Origin of the sequence: Paenibacillus kribbensis (assembly GCF_001705305.1) — a bacterium.
GTDB classification, from domain to species: Bacteria; Bacillota; Bacilli; order Paenibacillales; family Paenibacillaceae; genus Paenibacillus; species Paenibacillus kribbensis_B.
The window spans coordinates 492,262-511,273 of sequence record NZ_MCBP01000003.1 but is presented as its reverse complement, the minus strand read 5'-3'; the positions used below and the strand labels follow the sequence as shown (position 1 = coordinate 511,273).

Sequence of the window (19,012 nt, the reverse complement as noted above, 5' to 3'; positions counted from 1 at the left end):
TGGATGTCACTATTCTAACGGCAGGCTCATGCCGGTCTGTGCCAAGCGAATCCCTTCCAGAAGCCCGTAGTTGCGTGTGACATCCACATCATGGGACATATGTGTGAATACCGTACGATCAGGCTCAAGCCTTCCTACAAGCTCCTGAGCCTCCAGCATGTCATATACCGAGCGGGTCGAATACTCGGCCTCCTCATGATAAAAGCTCGTTCCCAACACGAGCAAATTCAGATTATGCAAAGGCAGAATTTCTGCCTCATTCAGTCCAATCGAATCTGAACAATAGGCCCACGAAAAGCCGTCCTTTTCCAGTCGATAAGCGTAAGCGTATCCGTTCTTGCCGTGATTCACACGCCAGCCTCGGATATTCCACCCGGCAAGCTGGGCACCCTGATCGACAGGGATGAGATCCAGATGTCCAGGAAGCCATGAAAATTGACGCAGAATGGTGTCAATCACTTCCTGTGGAGCGTACAAGCGGCCTCTATTGCCAGTCCAGCGACAGGCATCCGCCCACTCCGGCAATCCTCCAATATGATCAAAATGCGCATGTGTAACGAGGATCGTACGGATGAAGCGGAGACCCTGTAATTCTAGCTGTCTGCGCCAGTCCGGGCCACAATCAATCATAAAGTCCTCCGTATCGCTTTCGATCAGCACAGACGATCTCAGCCTTACATTCGCCGCTGTCGAGCGGGCCTCTGTGCATACCGGACAATCACAATATACACGCGGAACACCCATCGCATCCCCCGTGCCAAGAAAAATAAGCCGATTCATGAATTAAACTCCTATCTATCTGAATGGTTATATTACTATTATAGCGAATATACCAATTCTGCGTAAATCGTCTGCGTAAATCCTTCCATCTCCAACGCCAAAAGGAGCATGCCCCAAGCCGTAAAATCAGGCCGGACATCCCCTCATGCGTGATTGCTATACTTTTAAACTATTAAATCATAATGGGCATTGGATCTTTCTTCAGGCGATTTTCCACCATCCAGCTCGACTGATCATTATACAGATAGGCCCGATGTACCAGCACTCGAACCTGCTGACCGGGCTCCAGTGTAGACTTTTCCAGCGAACGGTACGTCATAAGCCGCTGATCTCCGACCTGCACTTCAACCATCCATTCACTTCCCCGAAAATGCAAATGCTTCACGATGCCTTCCTCGGTCGCTGACAGAAGCGCAAATTCTTCACTAGGCCCGACATCAATATACTCCGGCCGGATCAAGGCACGTACGCCTGCTCCAGCAGCTTCCTCGAAGCCTTTAAGACTGGATGCCTGTTCGATCACTGTCGACTCACCAATAAAAGAAGCAACGAACGGCGTACCTGGTTTTTTATAAATATCCCAAGGCGTTCCCTTCTGCTCCAGCCGCCCTTGATTAATGACCATAATTTCATCTGCTACCTCAATCGCTTCATCCTGATCATGAGTGACGAAAATGGACGTAATGCCCACCCGCTCAATCAACTCGCGCAGCCAGCTTCGCAGTTCCTGACGAATCTTGGCGTCAATAGCTGCAAAAGGCTCATCCAGCAGCAGCAATTGAGGCTCCGGCGCCAAAGCACGCGCAAAAGCAACCCGCTGCCGCTGCCCACCTGACAACTGGTGTGGATAACGATGCTCGAAGCCTTTGAGCCCTGTCAGCTCGACCAGCTCTGTGACTCGCTCCTTGATATGGGTTTTGGAGCTTTTTTTCACTTTTAGACCAAAGGCAATGTTGTCATACACGCTCATGTGCTTAAACAAAGCATAGTTTTGAAAGACAAAGCCGATTCCGCGCTCCTGCGGGGCCAGATCGTTCACTCTTTTCCCGTGAAAATGGATCTCTCCGGCATCTGGCTGCTCCAGCCCCGCCAAAATGCGTAGAATGGAGGTTTTGCCGCCACCACTCGGACCGAGTAAACCAATCAAATGGCCTGTCTGAATATCGAAAGATACGTCCTTTACCGCATGAAAATTGCCGAAATGCTTGTTTAATCCCCTTACCTCCACATGCATATCCGTACACTTCCTTTCCGCTTCTGAACCTGTTTCAGGAACAGCAGCAGCTTTGCTTTTCGCAAAGCGCGTACCTCATTTGAAATCAATTGATTAATCCAATGTCTATACTATGTTTTTCTTATGTGATACTTTATCAAAGGAAAGCTTTTGTCGTCAACTCTATATATTAGGTTGAGAAGGCTGACGGCCATAAAAAAGACGATGATGTTCTCCTCATGGATCCATCATCGTCTTTTAAATTCTTAGTCGCTTTCGCAAAGTAACGTAATGATTAGTCACCGTCTTGAAGTGCGTATATCCAAATAAGCGCCCTACAAGTACATAGCCAAGGCGTGTAATTGCAGGTACGCTCATAGGTTTCGGCACAACAGCTTTACATGTGCTAAAGCAGCGGGTCTGATCTCTTCAAAGGTTAAACCATCCTGGATATAAAATGACACAAAGCCGTGCATGGATAAAAACAGGCTTTTCGGTACCCATGAGCACTCTGCCTCCGAATGCCCCTGATCATTCAATTCCTGACGGATCATGGAAGCAAACAATTCCACACAACGGTTTTGCTCTGTGCGACAATATGCAAGCAATTCTTCATCGTGCATCATAAACATAATTTCGTACTGATAAGGATTTTCCAAGCCAAAACGGATGAACTCCAGCATCAAGTACTCCAGTCTGCTCAAGCCGCCCTCAGGCGTACCTGTTGCTGATTGCAGCAAAATTCCGCGCAATGTATTAAAATCCTCAATTACTATGGCGTAGAACAGTTCAGCCTTCTCTTTAAAATGATAATATAACGAACCATGACTGTAACCCAGATGCTGGCCAATGCTGCGCATTGAAATCGCACGGTAGCCCTTGGTAATAAACAAGTGCCTGGCCGCTTCCAGAATCCGCCCTCTTGACAATTCCTGTTCCACTGCTCTTCTAGCCATATTATTTATTCCCCTTCAATAAAGTAAAGCTGCTCTCCCTCCGACACAAGTGATTGCCCCTGTGTCAAGTCTGTTATCCAGTTGCTGAAGGATTCAGCATCACCAGCCAGCGGCAGACAGGTTAACGTAACTTTATCCGTAAATATGGTTTCTCCAGTACGGATGCTGCGATTCCGCAATTCATTTTCCACTTTACCCAACCAAGTATAATCCAATTCCACAAAAATTTCACGATGCAACACACGCGTAATCGCATCACCTGCCTCGATGGCTGCAACAGCACCGTCTGAGTAGGCGCGAATCAGACCTCCTGCTCCCAGCATAATACCACCAAAGTAACGGGTTACGACAATCGCCACATTTTTCAGCTTCTGATTACGGATCACCTCCAAAATGGGCTTCCCAGCCGTACCACTCGGTTCTCCATCATCCGATTGCTTCTGGATTTCGTCTCTTTCACCAATCATGTAAGCTGAACAATTGTGGGTTGCATTCCAGTGCTCTTTTTTGATGCGTTCTATGAAAGCCGTGGCTTCTTCCTCGGTTTGAACAGGCTGAATATGGCCGATAAAACGGGATTTACGGATCACAATCTCCTTGCTGCCGGAACCGCGTACGGTTCGGTATTGTTCCAACATATTACGTATACCCTTCCTTACTTCATTTTACAAGAAAGCAGTCCCCCGCTTCTGGCAGCCGGTGAACTGCTTTCCTGTACTTTATCTGAGGCTGCAATCTATGATACTCTGCTTGAAACCCTGCTTTAGATCAGAGATTGTAGTTCCCTTATTCGGACAATCTCGCTTCAAGCTCAGCTTTTTGTTTTTCGAAGCCCGGTTTGCCGAGCAGCGCAAACATATTCTTCTTGTATGCTTCTACGCCCGGTTGATCGAACGGATTTACGCCCAGCAAGTAGCCGCTGATGCCGCAAGCTTTTTCGAAGAAATAAGCCAGATACCCGAAGGAGTAAGGGCTCAGGTCAGGAATATTTACAATCAGGTTCGGTACTTGTCCGTCTGTGTGAGCCAGCAATGTACCCTGGAATGCTTTTTTGTTAACAAAATCCACAGTTTTGCCAGCCAGGAAGTTCAGTCCGTCCAGATCATCCTGATCTGCCTCGATAGTGATGTGACTAGGCACATTTTCTACCTGGATAACTGTTTCGAAAATGTTGCGGCTGCCTTCCTGAATGAATTGTCCCATGGAGTGCAGGTCTGTCGAGAAATCAACGGACGCAGGATAGATGCCTTTATAATCCTTGCCTTCGCTTTCGCCGTACAGCTGTTTCCACCACTCGGATACAAAATGCAGGGAAGGCTCATAGTTTACAAGAATTTCAATGGCTTTGCCTTTACGATACAAAGCGTTACGAACGGCTGCATATTGGTAAGCCTCGTTCTCAGCTACGTTCGGGTTGCTGTACTCTTTGGATGCGTCTGCCGCTCCTTGCATCATTTCCTCAATGTTAATGCCAGCTGTAGCAATCGGCAGCAAGCCTACTGCTGTCAGTACAGAGTAACGGCCACCCACATCATCAGGAATAATGAAGGACTCATAGCCTTCTTCGTTAGCGAGTTTTTTCAGAGCGCCGCGTTCTTTATCCGTTGTTGCATAAATACGTTTGCGCGCTTCTTCTTTACCGTATTTTTTCTCCAGAGCCGCACGGAATACGCGGAAAGCGATAGCTGGCTCAGTAGTCGTACCTGATTTGGAAATAACGTTGACGGAGAAGTCTTTTCCTTCAATCAGTTCCAACAGATGATTCATATATGTAGAGCTGATGTTGTTGCCTGCGAAATAGATAGCCGGACCTTTGCGTTGGTCTTTGGACAGTGCATTGTAGAAAGAATGCGACAGCATCTCAATTGCAGCACGTGCTCCAAGGTAAGAACCACCGATACCGATGACGATCAGTACTTCGGAATCGCTTTGGATTTTAGCTGCGGCCTTTTGGATACGTGCAAATTCTTCTTTATCATAATTGGTAGGCAGGTCAATCCAGCCCAGGAAATCGGAGCCTACACCTGTTTGGTTGTGCAGTTGCTCATGAGCCAGCTTGATGGGTTCTGCAAAATAATCAATTTCGTGCTGACCTACAAAGGAGAGTGCTTTAGTGTAATCAAAAATAACTTTTTTAGACATGTTTGGAACCTCCTGTTTGGTATTACTAAGACCATAAATACGAACATAAGGACTTAGGAATAGGATACTTTAATTTGCAGGGCCTGACAAGCTTGCGTTACCTGTATGTCGAGTGCCTTGACAGGCCCATGTGGTAGATAGGGTGGCATGCCCGTGCTACAATAAACTAAGATCAACCTGTTAAACATTCATTTCAAGCCGAATTCGCTCTTATCGGACGCTATCCTCCAACAAGAAAGGTGATTAGCAATGAAAAACATCGGATTTATCGGACTGGGCACCATGGGTGCCCCGATGGCATCCAATCTGCTGAAGCAGGGATTTGGAGTCACGGTTTATAACCGTACAGCTTCACGCTGCGAGCCACTGGCAGAACAGGGTGCCCGTACAGCTTCAACGCCTCGTGAGGCGGCTGAAGGTCAGCAACTGGTCATTACCATGGTCAGCGATGATAACTCGATTCGTGACATCTATTACGGCGAGGACGGCGTGTTTGCCGGTCTTACGTCCGGTGTGACCGTGATGGACAACAGCACGATTTCACCTGAGCTGGTCAAACAGCTGGCCGCTGAAGCGGACAAGCTGGGCTGCTCCTTCATTGATGCTCCCGTCACAGGTAGCAAGCCTGCCGCTGTTGACGGAACGCTCGTGTTCATGGTCGGCGGTGACGCGGAAGCCATCGCGGCACAATCGGACGTTTTTGACACCTTGGGCAAAAAGGTACTTCATATGGGGCCAAACGGCAGCGGAGCTGTGGCCAAGCTTGCTCATAATACGATGGTCGGTATTAACAACCTCGCTTTGGCTGAGGGCTTCGCTATCGCGGCCAAATCCGGCATTCCGGCAGACAGCTTCCTTGAGCTGGTTCAGCTCGGATCAGCAGGCAGCAAGGCTGCGGACCTGAAAGGACGCAAAATCATCGAGCATGATTTTAGCAACCAGTTCTCACTTGCCTTGATGCTCAAGGACTTGAAGCTTGCTTCCTCGCTGACCGATAGCCTGTCCATCCCGACACCTATGCTGGCCATTGCCAAAAGCCTGTTTCAAGCCGGGCAAACGCAAGGCTACGGTGACGAGGACTTGTCCGCTGTCGTGAAGACATATGAAACATGGATTGGCCGCACCATTGGTGGTAAGCCTCTCGAATAAGCTGTCCTTTTCTTTGCAGTTATACGCTAGCTTAAAGGGTAAGCATACTTGGCTTGAAGTCGCGTGCGCTTACCCTTTTTAGATGTTTATTCCGGGTAAGAGCAGCAATAATCAGTCACACTTCGTACTTCCAGTTTGAACGAAGACTGCGCAGGTACGTGGAATGTTGCCGCTCCCTGTATTTCCAGCCATTCCTCAGTACCTGGAAGCAACACTTTCAGATCCCCTGCCAAAATCTCCATAATCTCGCGGGAATCCGTGCCGAATTCGTATGTTCCCGGCAGCATAATCCCCAGTGTAACCTTACTGCCGTCACTCAGAATGACTGTACGGCTTGTGACCTGACCGTCATAATATATATTTGCTTTTTTAACTACGCTGACTCCATCAAACTGTGACATTTTTTATCCCCTCATCTGCTTATCAATGGTTGAATGAACATTGTGCATCATAGCATAGATTTAATTCCAGCTTCAGTATGAAAATACACACTGCATCGGCATATCCTGTACGCTGGATTTTAAAATTGTCTTGCAAAATCTCGGTTGTATGAAACAAACAGCCGTAAGACCTATCTCAGGTTACGACTGTTTGTTTTATATGTTGTTTTATTTCAACAAAGCTTTTACACGGTCAACCACGTTCTCTACCGTAAAGCCATATTCCTTAATAACGCGGTCGCCAGGGGCAGATGCGCCAAATGTGCTGATACCGAGAATGTCGCCCTGGTCGCCGACATATTTTTCCCAGCCCATAGGGTGCGCCATTTCTACAGCCAGACGCGCTTTCACCTCAGGCAGCAGAACGGAATCTTTATATGCTTTGTCTTGTTTTTCGAACAGATCCCAGCTTGGGAAGCTGATAACACGTACTTGGATACCTTGCTCCGCCAGTGCTTCCTGTGCTTTAACAGCCAGTTGTACTTCGGAACCTGTAGCCAGAATTTGAGCAACCGGCTTACCGTCCTTCGCATCTGCAACGACATAAGCACCACGTTTGATACCTTCACGTGCATGCTCAGCAGTAGCAGCCAGAATTGGCAGGTTTTGACGAGTTAATACCAGAGCAACCGGGTTTTTCTTGTTTTCCAGCGTGTAAGCCCAAGCAGCAGAAGTTTCATTGCCGTCTGCCGGACGAATGACCGTCAGATTCGGGATAATGCGCAGGGAAGCCAATTGTTCGATCGGCTCATGGGTAGGGCCATCTTCACCCACAGCAATACTGTCGTGAGTCAGAACGTAAGTTACAGGCAATCCCATCAGAGCTGCCAGACGAACAGCCGGACGCAGGTAATCCGTAAATACGAAGAATGTACCGCCGAATACTTTTACGCCTTGGTGCAGCGCCATACCGTTCATTGCAGCAGCCATACCAAACTCACGGATACCGAAATAGATATTGCGACCGGCATAGTCTTCTGGCGTAAAGTTCGTCAGATTGTTCAAGTGTGTCATCGTGGAGCTTTCCAGATCGGCAGATCCGCCTGTCAGGAATGGTACGTTTGGTGCCAGTCCGTTCAATGCATTACCAGAAGCTACACGAGTCGAAACAGCTTTGTCTCCAGTCGAGTATTTCGGAAGATCACGGTCCCATCCTTCTGGAAGATCGCCGCTTACGGCTGTTTCAAACTGGGCTGCCAAATCAGGGTGAGCCGCTTTGTATTTCGCGAATTGTTCATCCCATGCTTTGTTTGCCGCGATACCGCGCGCTTTTACTTTAGCAAAATGCTCGCGAACCTCTTGCGGTACATGGAAGTCCTCTTCGTATACCCATTTGTAAAATTCTTTAGTCAGCTTGGCTTCTTCTGCACCCAGCGGGGAGCCGTGAGTACCGCCGTGTCCGCCTTTACCTTGTTTGTTCGGGCTTCCGTAGCCGATAACTGTTTTCACTTCAATCAACGTAGGACGTGTGGAGTCCCCTTGCGCTTCTTCAATCGCTTTTTGGATCGCTGGAAGGTCATTGCCATCCTCTACGCGCAGCACTTGCCAGTTGTAAGCTTCAAAGCGTTTGGCAACACTCTCGGAAGAAGACAGGTTCAGTTTGCCGTCCAGTGTAATATCATTGGAATCAAACAATACGATCAGCTTGCCCAATTGCAGACGTCCAGCCAGCGAAGCAGCCTCGTGGGAAATACCTTCCATCAGATCGCCATCACCGCAGATCGCATACGTGAAGTGATCCACAACTTTAAATTCGTTTTTATTGTATGTTGCAGCCAGTTGAGCTTCAGCCATTGCCATACCTACGGACATGGCCAAGCCTTGTCCCAGAGGTCCTGTCGTAGCATCTACACCAGCGGTGTGTCCAAATTCAGGGTGACCAGGTGTCAAGCTGCCCCATTGACGGAATTGCTTCAGCTCTTCCATAGGCAGATCATAGCCGCTCAGGTGCAGCAAGCTGTACAGCAGCATGGAGCCGTGTCCTGCGGACAGTACAAACCGGTCACGGTTAACCCATGTAGGATGGTCCGGATTATGATTCATGGTTTTAGCAAAAAGTTGGTAGCCCATTGGTGCGGAGCCCATTGGCATACCAGGATGTCCCGAGTTTGCTTTCTCGATGGCATCAATTGCCAACGTACGAATAGTTGTGATGGACAAATTGTCGATCGTGGAGTTTTCATCCTTTTGAATCGCTTGGTTCTGGTCAGTCATGGTTTGCCTCCTCATATTGTAAAAAGTATGTCAATTGCTTTCGGTCATGCTCTCCAATACCACCGTTCAATATGTAAACAGCGCCTCTTGGAGTGAGTGAATCTGCTTGAATGTTTCAATATGACTTATACATTCTTAAGTATTGTACCATTTGCCGTGAAGGTTTGCTAGATCGTTTATAGAGATGGTTGTCAAAATGTAACACAGAGTCCTCATATCAATATACCCGTTATGTATTAACCTCATTTAAAAAATGATAAAAACACGAAAAAAAATCACAAAAAAACAAAGCCCGTCATATCGACGGACTTTGTTTTATAAAAAGTGTATATTCAAAAATTTATTATAGATTTCAAGATTAGTTAAAAACGACCGTTTTGTTCTCATGAACCAGAATTCGATCCTCCACATGCCACTTCACGGCTCTTGCCAAAACGACCCGCTCAATTGTGCGGCCAATTCGTTTCAGCTCATTTACATCATCTCCGTGGCTTACCCGCTGCACGTCCTGCTCAATAATCGGGCCGCCGTCCAGTTCCTCGGTTACATAATGCGCGGTAGCTCCAATAATTTTCACCCCGCGATTATACGCTTGGGCATATGGCTTGCCACCCACGAATGCAGGCAGAAAGGAATGATGAATATTGATAATACGGTTACGGTAATGCTCAATAAACTTCGGCGAAATAATCTGCATGTATCGGGCCAAAATGATAACGTCGATGTCGTCACCAATGACCTCCAGTTGACGGCGCTCCGCCTCTGGCTTGGTATCGGGTGTTACCGGAATATGATGATACGGGATGCCAAACGATTCCACATACTCCTTCATATCCAGATGGTTACTAACCACCAATGCAATATCTGCGTCCAGATCCCCTGCCTGCCATTGCCACAGCAGTTCTACCAAACAGTGATCCTCTTTGGAAACGAAAATGGCCAGTTTTTTCTTGCGGCTGACCGCAGAAATCGTCCACTCCATACGGAATTGCTCAGCAACAGCCACAAAGTCCTGCTCCAACTGCGGCTGGGCTACACTCAAATTCGGCAAATCAAATTCAACTCGCATAAAAAACATACCGCCGGACGGGTCCATTGTATATTGGTCGGATTGGACGATATTGGCCCCATGCTCGTACAAAAAGCGGGACACGGCGGCTACAATACCCGGCCCATCAGGGCAGGATACGAGCATACGCGCGCGGTTTTCATGTGCAGATAAAGCGCTGTTTGGATGATGTTTTACGTGAAGTTCCATGTGACTACTAATCCCCCTTAGCTTATACTGTTACTGGCAAATGACTGCCAGCAAACCAGGCAATCAGCCGTTGATTAATGTTTTCTTCGCTCAACTCTGGAAACAGTGCTGCTTCCGTGATCATGTCATACAGACGCTCTAGCGGCTCACGTGGATCGGCTTTTCTTGCTTTGGCATCATTTTTCAGCAGAGCCCAGGTGTCCAGCACAAATTTTCGTACATCCACATCCTGCTTTTTGAAGAACGAATGCAATTGCTCGACCTGACCCAAAAATTCATCTCCAAAGCGCTCCTTCACATTTCCGCGTAGCAAAGCAATTTCAACCTCATACATCGGACGCTGCGTTTTGGCTTCCTTCCCGATCCATGGTGTTTCCAAAATAAATGGTCGCCCTTGAAGCGCTTCATGATGCACCACATGATGAATGGTCTGATAGCCGATCCAGCCCGATCCAATCGGAGTATGACGGTCTTTTCGAGCGCCGACCGGATTTTTACTGTCATTGATATGAACCACTGCGATGCGATTCAAGCCAACAATACGGTCAAATTGCTCCAAAACACCATCCAGATCGTTCACGATATCATAGCCCGCATCATGAATGTGACAGGTGTCCATACAAACCGTAAGACGCTCGTTGTACTCTACTTTATCTATTATGGAGGCAATTTCCTCGAAGCTGCGTCCCATTTCGGTCCCCTTGCCCGCCATCGTTTCAAGCGCAATGTTAACATCTGTCTCCTTGACACCGTTCAGTACCTCGTTCAGACCATCGGCGATACGCCCGATCCCGTACTCTGCATCCTTATCGGTAAAAGCACCCGGATGCAGCACAATATTTTTCACACCAATCGCGTGTGTGCGACGAATTTCCTCCTGAAGAAAGCTGACCGCCAGCTCATAGGTATTTTCTTTGTAAGAACCGAGATTAATGATATACGGGGCATGCACCACGATATCCTCCATCCCTTTTTCGGTCATTAACTGCTTGCCTTCTTCCAAATACATGGATTCCATCGGCTTACGACGCGTGTTTTGCGGTGCCCCCGTATATATCATAAACGAGCTGGACCCGTAAGAAGACGCTTCTTTTGTAGCACTGAGCAGACCCTTGTCCGAGAAGGACACATGAGAACCAATTTTCAGCATGATCCTGATTCATCCCCTTATCCTTATTATCCTGTTATGCTTGTCTTAATTTAATTTAATCATTTTAACGTGATTATTGAAATCAAACAACATGGCTTTTATGGCAGCCTGATCGGATGTGCTTATTCGAATGAATTTTTTTTTCTTGAAAAGGGTTATATTCTATAACATATATATTTATTTGCGAATCGGAAGGAGAACTGGGCTCCATGAACATCATCGTATGCGGAGGTACTGGATTGGTAGGGAGTGCGCTGGTCAAAAGCCTGCTGGGCGACGGATACACTGTGAAGGTCATTACTCGCAAGCCGCTGGTAGGTCACGAATCAAGTCCCCGCTTGCAATACATGAGCTGGAATGAATTGAAACAAAGGCCTGAATTACTGGAAGGTACAGATGTGGTCGTTAATTTGGCAGGCGAAACGCTCAATCAGCGCTGGACGGACAAGTCCAAACAAAGAATTCTTCAATCCCGACTATTGTCCGTTGCCAAATTGGCTCAAGCACTGAATGCGCTGCAAAAAAAACCGGAGGTCATCATTCAGGCTTCGGCAGTTGCCGCATATGGTACTTCCTTGACCGAAACGTTCGATGAAACGAGTCCGCGTCGTTCGGAAGATTTTCTTTCTCAAGTGGTCGAGCAGTGGGAAGAGGCCGCTGGCGCCTACCCATCCGATTCCCGTTTAATCAAGCTGCGTATTAGCCTCGTGCTGGACAGAAAAAAAGGGGCGTTTCCACTTATGAAATTGCCCTACAGATTCGGGTTTGGCGGCAGAATAGGCAGCGGTCATCAATGGATGAGCTGGATTCATATTGAGGATATCGTTCATCTGATCACATACTGCATCCATACGAAGGAAATCGTCGGGGCAGTGAACGCGTCATCACCTTACCCAGTGACGAACGATCAGTTTGGGAAAACCGTGGCTCAAGTATACCACCGTCCACATTGGTTTCCCGTTCCAGGCATTCTCGTTCAAAAGCTGCTCGGTGAGATGAGTACCCTTGTACTGGATGGCCAAAAAGTACTCCCGCGCAAAGCGCTGGAGCACGGATTTAAGTTTAAGTATCCTTCGCTGAAGGAAGCGCTGGAGGAACTCCATTCTCCTCATAAGCAGCGCTAAAATGAAAAGAGGAACTCTGGGATGGTAATATCTCTACCAGCTCAGAGTTCCTTTTTAGATAATCTATTTCATTTTAGCCTATCCCTTCAGCTATCCTCTCAACTATTTCCTTATCAAAATCATCTAGTTCAGCCATTAAAAGATCATATTGTTTTATAGATTCAGAGGTGTTCAATACTCGAAGTACAGCAATACTGTAGTGTCCAAGAGTATCAATACCAAATAGCTTATTTACCTTCGGATCTTTGAACTGGCTAATATGCTTCAATTTTTCGATAATTTTTTCGTTGCAGAGCTTCTTTTTTGCTATCTGACTCATAGCACTCATCATAACCTGGTTATGATGAATATCCAGACACTCCACCAATTTATCGTCACTTATCTTTCCCTCTCGTACTTCTTTTGATAAAGTAAGTAGATTCATTATACAATCTCCATTCAATCTAGTTTAACTGGCCCAAAATTCTCCAAAAGATACTGCCGTTCATCCCTGTAATTGCTCAGAGATGTTCTGCAAGCTCCTTATTTCCAATCCTCTCTGCTTCTTTTATTTCCACCATATAAGCCCTAAGCTCCATGATAATTCTATTTTTGAATTCATATGTTACATCCAAACTTGGAAATCCTTTAGCCTTATCATCAAGGAAATGTTTGATACTCATGTCGCAATGCACTAATTGAAACATCCTTATATATATTCAGCTGACCAGGTTTCCCTGATCCTTTGGGAACATACGCCATAATATCTCTATCCAAAATCCTAACTTCAACGCCCGCTTCTTGTGTGTTTTTAATAATCTTACTCCACTCTTCTGGGTGAGAAAGTCTTCCCGGACCATAAATATCCCTAAATGGGTCAGCATCATTTTTACCTAACATATTATCAGGTAAACGTTTTGAAGTCCCTTCGGCTTCAACTCTCCTAATTGTTATAAGAAAGAGTATTTCTTTTTACCTGTATCAAAAGACTTAGCCCTGAGTATCGCAAATAGTCATTCACACGTTCTTTTCACAAGAAGAATGAGCAACATTTAGGAATTTCATATAAAAAAGCTCACCCCCATTTTATGACAAGGAGCAAGCTTCGCGAACTAATTGGCTTCTGAATCTTCATTCCATAATTTATCAAACTCTTCGTCCGTCAATCCATCCTTTTTTGTATGAGGAGCATAATAATGTCCGTTAGGATCAATAAGATATTTAACCTGTGCCTCTGCCTCAGAGATCACAATGGTATACTCATCATCTGCTTCGAATATGGTCGGGATGATACTCACCATTACAAGCCAAACAGGAAGATTGGAATCGTCAAACTGATTATAAAATTTTGCAGTGCGTTCTTTTGTACTATCTATAGTTCCAGAAAGGTTATATTTTTCCTTGTAGTCCTCAGCTATTTGCATAGCTTGTTCCGCTGTAAGATGTTTATTTATCTTTTCACTCATTTTTTTCAAAACCTTTCCAGCCCGGTGGAGGCCATTCCCCGTTTCTTAATTTATAGATATACTTTTGTGAAAAGAGAATTTCCCCTTTGTTGTAAATAGTTATCCTTCCCTAGCTCCTTCCACTGCTTGGCATGATAGGACTCATGAATTGCGCTCAAATTTGTCGGTTCTTTTCTCAGAACTATTTCTCCTGTAGCTGGATTAAAACCAGCCGCAGCACTTTCAGGCAGAATTTTATCTTTCTTATCAATCAAAACCTTTATATCTATTGCACCCATTTCTTTTTTAAACGACTTCATTTCACTTATATCCATAATTCTGTGTCCAGTGGATGTTAACCTTCTCTGACCACTTACAGGCATTTCTTCCCATGATTTCAAATCCAGATCATGGCCTTTGGGAAATGGTCTAACCTCACCGTTAAATTTTATTGTATTACCAATTCCAAGTTTAGGCTTGATTACTGAGCTGACTCCTCCAAATAATCCTGCTGTACCGATCATATTAGCCCAATGTTCCTTTGACCAGGCATTGTTGGGATTAAATCCTCCCTGAATCATGCCCGTTACTCCAAATGTACCGAAATTGAGCATGTCATTCCATGAGTCATTTTGTTTAGCTGCCCGTTCCATGTACCCTTGATACATTCCTTTCGGAATACCATACGTCATGTAATCTAGGAAACTCCAGACTGAATCGAATTTCTTCTCATAGCGTACCGAATTAGCGGCTACAAAATCCTGTCCCAACTCTGTTAAGCTATCTATTGATTTCTGAAACGGATTTCGTGTATCTGGAGCAGGAACAGCACATGCATTAGGTGGAGGTGGTAAACAACTTGCGTCAATGTTACCTGCTTCCATCAGATCAGCTAATCTGAATTTATCTGCATGGTGACGCAACTCCCTCGCAATGGAATCCGTCAGGGTAACAAAGTCAGTCATATTCTTCTGAGAGACTTGAAATTGACTATAAAATTGTTGTTTAGTTGTACCATCCCATGATTGCAGCATAAAAGAAATTTGCTGCATCAATTGACTATTCATCTGAATCGCTGTTTTCTGTGCAAGGTCGAATTGCTTGGAGATGGTTATAAGTTGTTCAGGAGTCACTCTTATCGTTGTCATAATTTACCTCGGCTCAAGTTCGTTATGACATGATAGCATTATTCAAATTTCTGGAAAACAGCCTTATCTCCTAATTGTTATGAGAAGGACTAACCTTTCTACCTATGTCTAATGGCTTAAATCCTCTCCAACTCAACAATACATCTAGCAAGCTTTTCCATACATACTAAAAAGGCCAGACGGAATATCCCATCTAACCTCTTGATAATACTTAGCTACACTAAAACCCACGTACACACTGGCTGCCGCAGACGAAGCCAGGCAACCTCCGAATGATTCTCCTCCTATCGTTAACATTTTAATGACTTTCTGAACTTCTCTACTCCTCCACCGTCTTCTGTTCACCAGTCAAAGGTACAGTGTGTCCCTGTGTAATAAATTCTTTTCTATCAATTGATATGGGCAAGGAGAGCACTACCACTCTCCACAAATTCACAAATTAAAAGGACGTTACCCGAATGGATTACGTCCTCTCTCGTTAGATTAGTCGTGAAAGGTCACATTAGATTCGATTGGGTCACGGCCTATGCGAAAACTGTTTGCTCTAGCTTCTTTATCTGGATAACCAAAGGAAATTCCAAACAATAACTTCAGATCATCGGATACACCCAATACTTGGCGTACCGTGTCAGCGGTCATGCCCAATACTGTCTGAGGGACACTACTAATCCCACGCGCAGCCAGCGACAGAAGGAACGACTGGGCATACATGCCAATATCAGATGCGACACGCACATTATCTCCAAAGGAAGGCATGAATAGGAACGCAACATGCGGTGCACCGTAAAATTCAAAATTGCGTAACACTGTTTTAAAACGGCCTTCATGATCCTCACGAGCTATGCCCACTGCCTCATAGTATGTTTTGGCTTGTTCTTTTTGTCGTTCAGAATAACGACCATAGTATTCTTTCATATCAAAAGTAAAATCACTTACGAATGTCCCTTTTTCAAACGCCGGCATCAAGGCCCTGCTAAGTTCCTCTTTCTTTGCACCTGAAACGATATGAACATCCCAAGGCTGTGTATTGCAATTTGATGGGGTATACTGAGCATCCTCGAGAATCTCGCGAAGGACTTTCTCTTCAATTGGTGTAGAAAGAAATTGACGTATAGACTGCCGACTGCGTATAACTTCTTGAAAAGAATAATCAATCAACCCAAACCTCTCCTTTTATCATAAATTTTGTAAAAATTATTAAAACGACATTCGTTGTTTAGCAACATATTTTATTTAAACAACAAATATTGTATAGTTGATGTTAAAGTAGAATCCACTTATTCTCAATCATCAGCTTTGGTGTTTTATTGCTTAAACAACAAACCAATTTAAATGTTGCCTATGTTATAGAAAAGAGAGGGATAATATGGATGATATGAAAGTAGATCCACGTATTAAACGGACAAAAAAATTATTAATAGAATCTTTTATAAAAATAGGTCAAAAAAAGGATTTCAAAGACATTACAATAAAAGATATTACGGAGGAAGCAACTGTTAATCGTGCCACTTTTTATTCTCATTTTATTGACAAATACGATTTAGTAGATGTGGTCTTTACAGAAGATATATTAGAGCGCATTGTAAACAATTTGAATCATCACGATTTAAATGAAGAGACTATTGTGAAAATCTTTTTAACATTAACTGAGTTTCATACAGAAAAATCCACAGAATTAAGCTCACAATGTAGAAGAAGTATTGAATCCTTTAGTTCAATACTTGAACAAAAAGTAAAAAAAGAACTGGAAAAATTATTTTATTCTTTACTTTTAAAACAACAACCTGAGTTGGATTCGGAAGCCTTAAAAATTGGTGCTGCTATGTTGAGTTGGGGAATTTACGGAGCGTCTGTAGATTGGCAAAATAATAGTTCTCTTTCAGCAGAGCAATATATAAAAAAAGCCTTACCTTTTATGGTGACAGAAATAAATGATTTAAAAGGATGACTATGATCGTCCTTCTTTTTCAAATTCCAAAACACTAGGGATCTGTTATGGATTGAAAAAAGCAAAAACCTAGGAGATAAATACAGCGAAAAGAAGACATCTTCCCCTAAGGGTTGATGTCTTCTTTTGGAGGGAGCAACCTTACAAAACGAGATTCACCACTTTTTTAGTATATTCCTACATTAAACGGGCTTCTTTTTCTACTATGCACACATAATAAACTACCCTTCACCTAAGGAAGCGCTGGAAGATTTAAGAGAGTCCAGCCGATAAGTATAGGATACACCGGCAATTTTAAAAGTGTCCCCGTCCTTCATTGCATACTCCTTGTATGGCACCATCGCCTCTCCATTCAGAACTGTTCCGTTCGTCGAGGACAAATCCTTGACGATGTGGCCTTGCCCTCCTGCATCTATACAAAGCTCAATATGAGAGCGGGATGCTCCTTCCGTATGCTCTACAAACTGGGCCAATTGGGGCTCTCTTCCGATGAAGAAACTGCCTGCAACAAATTGGTCCAATTGGATGCGCTCGGTCGCTCCACTTCCCGGTGCCTTGCGCTCCAGACAGGCAATCGGCGATTGCTGAACGTGTGGAATATGTGTCTCTTGATCCGCACGAAGCAACACCGTTTCTTGCCTGGATGTAGCATGTAGCAGCTCCGTCACACCAGACAGTGACTTATAATATGCCTCACTGGTATCACTGGCCTCCAAATCATTTCTCCGATCCGCACCTATCCCCTGCGGCTCGTGCAAGTCGTGACGTGCAGAAGCTGCACCTCTTTCTCCCGCATCCCGGCTACCCATATTTTCAGACTCCGGGTCAGGAAAAGACAATCGCCAGCTTTCCTGTCCTTGATCGCTTGAATTGGAAGAGCGTTTATCCTTATTCTGACGACCCGCTACGAATCCGGTCAGCTTATCAACCTGATAACGATCATTTTTCCGCTGTACAGGAGAAGCAGCGCCAAGCCATTCCGAATCCAATACAGGTACTGAATCAGTGTAGATATGAGGCGAAGCGCCCTTGCGCCCCCATTTTCCCGTCCAGCTTATATAAGCGACTATAGCAAATACTACAGTCAGTACAACGGAAATGATCAACGGAACGGTCTCAGAATGATCCAGATAAACGTAGCGCCACACGATGGCCGAAGCGAGCAAACACCCGAGAGCAATGTACGTTTTATACTTCTGCAACGCAGGCTCCGTTTCTTCTATTTCTACATCTACTTCGTCATTCTCCTGTAGTTTCACGGGCGACTTGAGCGGCTTGATCCGTTTAAGCTCCTGTATTTCCTGCAGTGTCTCCCGATTCCCTTGCCCATACACTCCACCACGTTCTGAATGATGGCGCAATGAGGACAATTCATCACGCTTTCCTTGAGGCATATTTGGGATAAAGGCGTTCCTATTATTATGACCTTCTTCTATCCCTTCTTCTATCCCTTGACCTGGGGCGCTGACGAACTTTGCACTAGCCGCCATCCCTTGCAAAAGCAGCTCCTTCAACGATCGTAATTCAAACTCATTTCTATCACATAGCTCAAGTATGCACTGCATATTTTCTCCCTGAAAGTGAGCCACACGAGTCATCAAACGAATAACCATCTGCTTAAATTGACTGCCTGCTTGTCCTTCATACAATACAGCCTGTAAAGGAACATAGGTTAAATTGGCAGCTTTTCTTGAACCTGAACCATCTATAAAAATGTAATCCTCATGCAAAATAAACTGCCTTATATCAAGCATATATTGAGGGCTACGATGGAGGGCGTCCGCCACTTCAAAAAGAATCCGATAAAACTCAGAAGTCGAAATTCCCCCGCCCTTCCATACCTGGGAAAGCATGCGTTGACCTGAAATATCGTAGTGCAACTCAACCTGAAAATCGACTTCCTTTATTCTTAGTTCCAGAAGACCGGGAATCCGATTGCCAGTCATCATTCCGGTTTGCACGGAATTTAAATCATCAGTCTTGAGTCCGCCTTCCTTGTTCAAAATCATAAATGTCCCGCTGTTCCGGGCAAAATCCCTGCTTAAACCAAACAATTCATGACCTCC

At 45.1% G+C, this 19,012-nt stretch carries 19 protein-coding genes; 3 read left to right on the top strand and 16 right to left on the bottom strand.

Features of this window, described 5'->3' with window-relative positions; all coding sequences use genetic code 11:
* Positions 1-9 precede the first annotated feature (9 nt).
* The 5 genes from BAZ21_RS08295 to BAZ21_RS08275 all read right to left on the bottom strand — a co-directional run bounded on the left by BAZ21_RS08295 (position 10) and on the right by BAZ21_RS08275 (position 5,091).
* On the bottom strand, positions 10-780 hold the full coding sequence (locus BAZ21_RS08295) for an MBL fold metallo-hydrolase (protein ID WP_068498872.1): 771 nt from the start codon (positions 778-780) through the stop codon (positions 10-12).
* Between the two features lie 172 nt (positions 781-952).
* Positions 953-2,014 carry a sulfate/molybdate ABC transporter ATP-binding protein gene (locus tag BAZ21_RS08290; RefSeq protein ID WP_068498870.1) on the bottom strand — a complete coding sequence of 354 codons (1,062 nt, stop codon included), beginning with the start codon at positions 2,012-2,014 and terminating at the stop codon, positions 953-955.
* Positions 2,015-2,367: 353 nt separating this feature from the next.
* Positions 2,368-2,949: a TetR/AcrR family transcriptional regulator gene (locus BAZ21_RS08285; protein ID WP_068498868.1), complete on the bottom strand. Its 582-nt coding sequence runs from the start codon at positions 2,947-2,949 to the stop codon at positions 2,368-2,370.
* Positions 2,950-2,954: 5 nt separating this feature from the next.
* On the bottom strand, positions 2,955-3,587 hold the full coding sequence (locus BAZ21_RS08280) for a YigZ family protein (RefSeq protein WP_007429385.1): 633 nt from the start codon (positions 3,585-3,587) through the stop codon (positions 2,955-2,957).
* A 148-nt stretch (positions 3,588-3,735) separates the two neighbouring features.
* Positions 3,736-5,091 carry a glucose-6-phosphate isomerase gene (locus BAZ21_RS08275; RefSeq protein ID WP_068498866.1) on the bottom strand — a complete coding sequence of 452 codons (1,356 nt, stop codon included), beginning with the start codon at positions 5,089-5,091 and terminating at the stop codon, positions 3,736-3,738.
* A 249-nt stretch (positions 5,092-5,340) separates the two neighbouring features.
* Here BAZ21_RS08275 and BAZ21_RS08270 point away from each other — a divergent pair, with 249 nt between their 5' ends.
* Entirely contained in the window at positions 5,341-6,240 is a 900-nt protein-coding gene (locus BAZ21_RS08270) for an NAD(P)-dependent oxidoreductase (protein WP_068498864.1), read from the top strand.
* A gap of 86 nt (positions 6,241-6,326) precedes the next feature.
* Here the strand turns inward: BAZ21_RS08270 and ppnP are convergent, their stop codons facing one another.
* The 4 genes from ppnP to BAZ21_RS08250 all read right to left on the bottom strand — a co-directional run bounded on the left by ppnP (position 6,327) and on the right by BAZ21_RS08250 (position 11,302).
* Positions 6,327-6,641, bottom strand: coding sequence for a pyrimidine/purine nucleoside phosphorylase (gene ppnP / locus BAZ21_RS08265; RefSeq protein WP_068498862.1), 315 nt, complete (start codon positions 6,639-6,641; stop codon positions 6,327-6,329).
* A gap of 207 nt (positions 6,642-6,848) precedes the next feature.
* Positions 6,849-8,894, bottom strand: a complete 2,046-nt coding sequence (tkt, locus tag BAZ21_RS08260; protein ID WP_068498860.1) for a transketolase — start codon at positions 8,892-8,894, stop codon at positions 6,849-6,851.
* A gap of 358 nt (positions 8,895-9,252) precedes the next feature.
* Positions 9,253-10,152, bottom strand: coding sequence for a formyltetrahydrofolate deformylase (purU, locus tag BAZ21_RS08255; RefSeq protein ID WP_068498857.1), 900 nt, complete (start codon positions 10,150-10,152; stop codon positions 9,253-9,255).
* A gap of 22 nt (positions 10,153-10,174) precedes the next feature.
* Positions 10,175-11,302, bottom strand: coding sequence for a deoxyribonuclease IV (locus BAZ21_RS08250; RefSeq protein WP_068498856.1), 1,128 nt, complete (start codon positions 11,300-11,302; stop codon positions 10,175-10,177).
* Positions 11,303-11,511: 209 nt separating this feature from the next.
* Here BAZ21_RS08250 and BAZ21_RS08245 point away from each other — a divergent pair, with 209 nt between their 5' ends.
* Positions 11,512-12,426, top strand: a complete 915-nt coding sequence (locus BAZ21_RS08245) for a TIGR01777 family oxidoreductase (RefSeq protein ID WP_068498854.1) — start codon at positions 11,512-11,514, stop codon at positions 12,424-12,426.
* Positions 12,427-12,499: 73 nt separating this feature from the next.
* On the opposite strand, the gene BAZ21_RS08240 is transcribed toward BAZ21_RS08245, so the two are convergent.
* The 6 genes from BAZ21_RS08240 to BAZ21_RS08220 all read right to left on the bottom strand — a co-directional run bounded on the left by BAZ21_RS08240 (position 12,500) and on the right by BAZ21_RS08220 (position 16,156).
* The gene (locus BAZ21_RS08240; protein WP_068498852.1) at positions 12,500-12,850 is read right to left on the bottom strand and encodes a hypothetical protein; all 351 of its coding nucleotides are present in this window, start codon (positions 12,848-12,850) and stop codon (positions 12,500-12,502) included.
* Between the two features lie 76 nt (positions 12,851-12,926).
* Positions 12,927-13,088, bottom strand: coding sequence for a hypothetical protein (locus BAZ21_RS29560; protein ID WP_256020133.1), 162 nt, complete (start codon positions 13,086-13,088; stop codon positions 12,927-12,929).
* The gene (locus BAZ21_RS29555; RefSeq protein ID WP_256020132.1) at positions 13,066-13,305 is read right to left on the bottom strand and encodes a hypothetical protein; all 240 of its coding nucleotides are present in this window, start codon (positions 13,303-13,305) and stop codon (positions 13,066-13,068) included. The genes BAZ21_RS29560 and BAZ21_RS29555 overlap by 23 nt, the downstream gene beginning before the upstream one ends.
* Positions 13,306-13,517: 212 nt before the next feature.
* Positions 13,518-13,871 (bottom strand): hypothetical protein, encoded by a 354-nt coding sequence (locus tag BAZ21_RS08230; protein WP_068498850.1) that lies wholly within the window; start codon positions 13,869-13,871, stop codon positions 13,518-13,520.
* Between the two features lie 50 nt (positions 13,872-13,921).
* Entirely contained in the window at positions 13,922-14,998 is a 1,077-nt protein-coding gene (locus BAZ21_RS08225; protein ID WP_068498848.1) for a WXG100 family type VII secretion target, read from the bottom strand.
* Positions 14,999-15,481: 483 nt separating this feature from the next.
* Positions 15,482-16,156: a nitroreductase gene (locus BAZ21_RS08220; protein ID WP_068498846.1), complete on the bottom strand. Its 675-nt coding sequence runs from the start codon at positions 16,154-16,156 to the stop codon at positions 15,482-15,484.
* A 208-nt stretch (positions 16,157-16,364) separates the two neighbouring features.
* Here BAZ21_RS08220 and BAZ21_RS08215 point away from each other — a divergent pair, with 208 nt between their 5' ends.
* The gene (locus tag BAZ21_RS08215) at positions 16,365-16,946 is read left to right on the top strand and encodes a TetR/AcrR family transcriptional regulator (protein ID WP_068498844.1); all 582 of its coding nucleotides are present in this window, start codon (positions 16,365-16,367) and stop codon (positions 16,944-16,946) included.
* A 221-nt stretch (positions 16,947-17,167) separates the two neighbouring features.
* Here the strand turns inward: BAZ21_RS08215 and BAZ21_RS08210 are convergent, their stop codons facing one another.
* Positions 17,168-19,000, bottom strand: coding sequence for a DUF6382 domain-containing protein (locus BAZ21_RS08210; protein ID WP_068498842.1), 1,833 nt, complete (start codon positions 18,998-19,000; stop codon positions 17,168-17,170).
* Between the last annotated feature and the right edge of the window lie 12 nt (positions 19,001-19,012).